Source organism: Rhodoferax lacus (assembly GCF_003415675.1).
Classification (GTDB): domain Bacteria; phylum Pseudomonadota; class Gammaproteobacteria; order Burkholderiales; family Burkholderiaceae_C; genus Allorhodoferax; species Allorhodoferax lacus.
Map to the genome: position 1 here is coordinate 1 of NZ_QFZK01000055.1, position 1,113 is coordinate 1,113.

Genomic DNA, 1,113 nt, shown 5'->3' on the forward strand with positions numbered 1-1,113 from the left:
GTATGCGTCCGGCCATCCCATATTGACCGCTGACCTCGGTCATGCCTGACAGTTAGACAGCAATGTCTTGCCAGCGGTGCGGCAGTAATTCCCCGATCTGGCTGGCCCGCTGTGTTGGTAGACGTGTCAGCACATCCTTCAAGTAGGCATATGGGTCATGCCCGTTCATACGGGCCGACTGAATCAGGCTCATCACGGCAGCAGCACGTTGTCCGGCGCGCAGGCTTCCGGCAAACAGCCAGTTGTTACGCCCTAGGGCAATGGGACGGATCTGGTTCTCAATCCAATTGTTATCCACGGGCAATTGACCGTCATCCACGAATCGGGTGAGCGCTTCCCAGCGTCTTAAGCTGTAGTCCAGGGCCTTGGCGGTGGCCGAGCCGTTGGGTACCTTCTGCCGCTGCAATGTCATCCACTCATGCAAGGCATCGAGTACCGGTTTGGCTTTGTGTTGCCGCAGCTCCTGGCGCTGATGGGCATCAAGCTCCTTGACCTCGCGCTCAATGTCATACACGTGGGCGAACTGCTCCAGCGCAAACTCGGCAATCTGGCTCTTGTTGGCCACATGCAAATCAAAGAACTTGCGCCGTGCATGGGCCAGGCACCCTACCTCGGTCACACCGCTGGCGATCAAGGCTTTGTAGCCACTGAAGTCATCGCAGGTGAGGCTGCCCCTCCATTCGCCCAGGAACTTGCGTGCGTGCTCCCCAGCTCTGGATTCACAGAAGTCGTAGACCACGGCCTTCATATCTTCAAAGGCACCAGGTGCATAGGCCCACAGGTAGGCCCTGTGTGTCTTGCCATCACCCGGCTTGAGCATCTGCACCGGTGTTTCATCCGCGTGCAGCACGCGGCGTTGCAGTATCTCGGTCTTCAATGCATCGACCAGGGGCTGCAGGCGTACTCCGCAAGTGCCGACCCACTGCGCCAGGGTCGAGCGGGGGATGGCTACACCAGCGCGACCGAAGATGCGCTCCTGGCGGTACAGAGGTAGGTGGTCTGCGTACTTGGCGACCAGCACCTGGGCCAGCAGTCCGGTGGTGGGGATGCCTTTGTCGATGACATGGGCCGGCACCGGGGCCTGCACAATGGTCTCGCATTGGCTGCAAGCCC

General features: G+C 59.9%; 1 protein-coding gene. It reads right to left on the reverse strand.

Annotated elements, in window-relative coordinates; genetic code table 11:
- Positions 1–52: 52 nt before the first annotated feature.
- Positions 53–1,113: IS66 family transposase (tnpC, locus tag DIC66_RS22745; RefSeq protein ID WP_117180457.1), on the reverse strand; the 1,061-nt coding region annotated here is incomplete at its 5' end.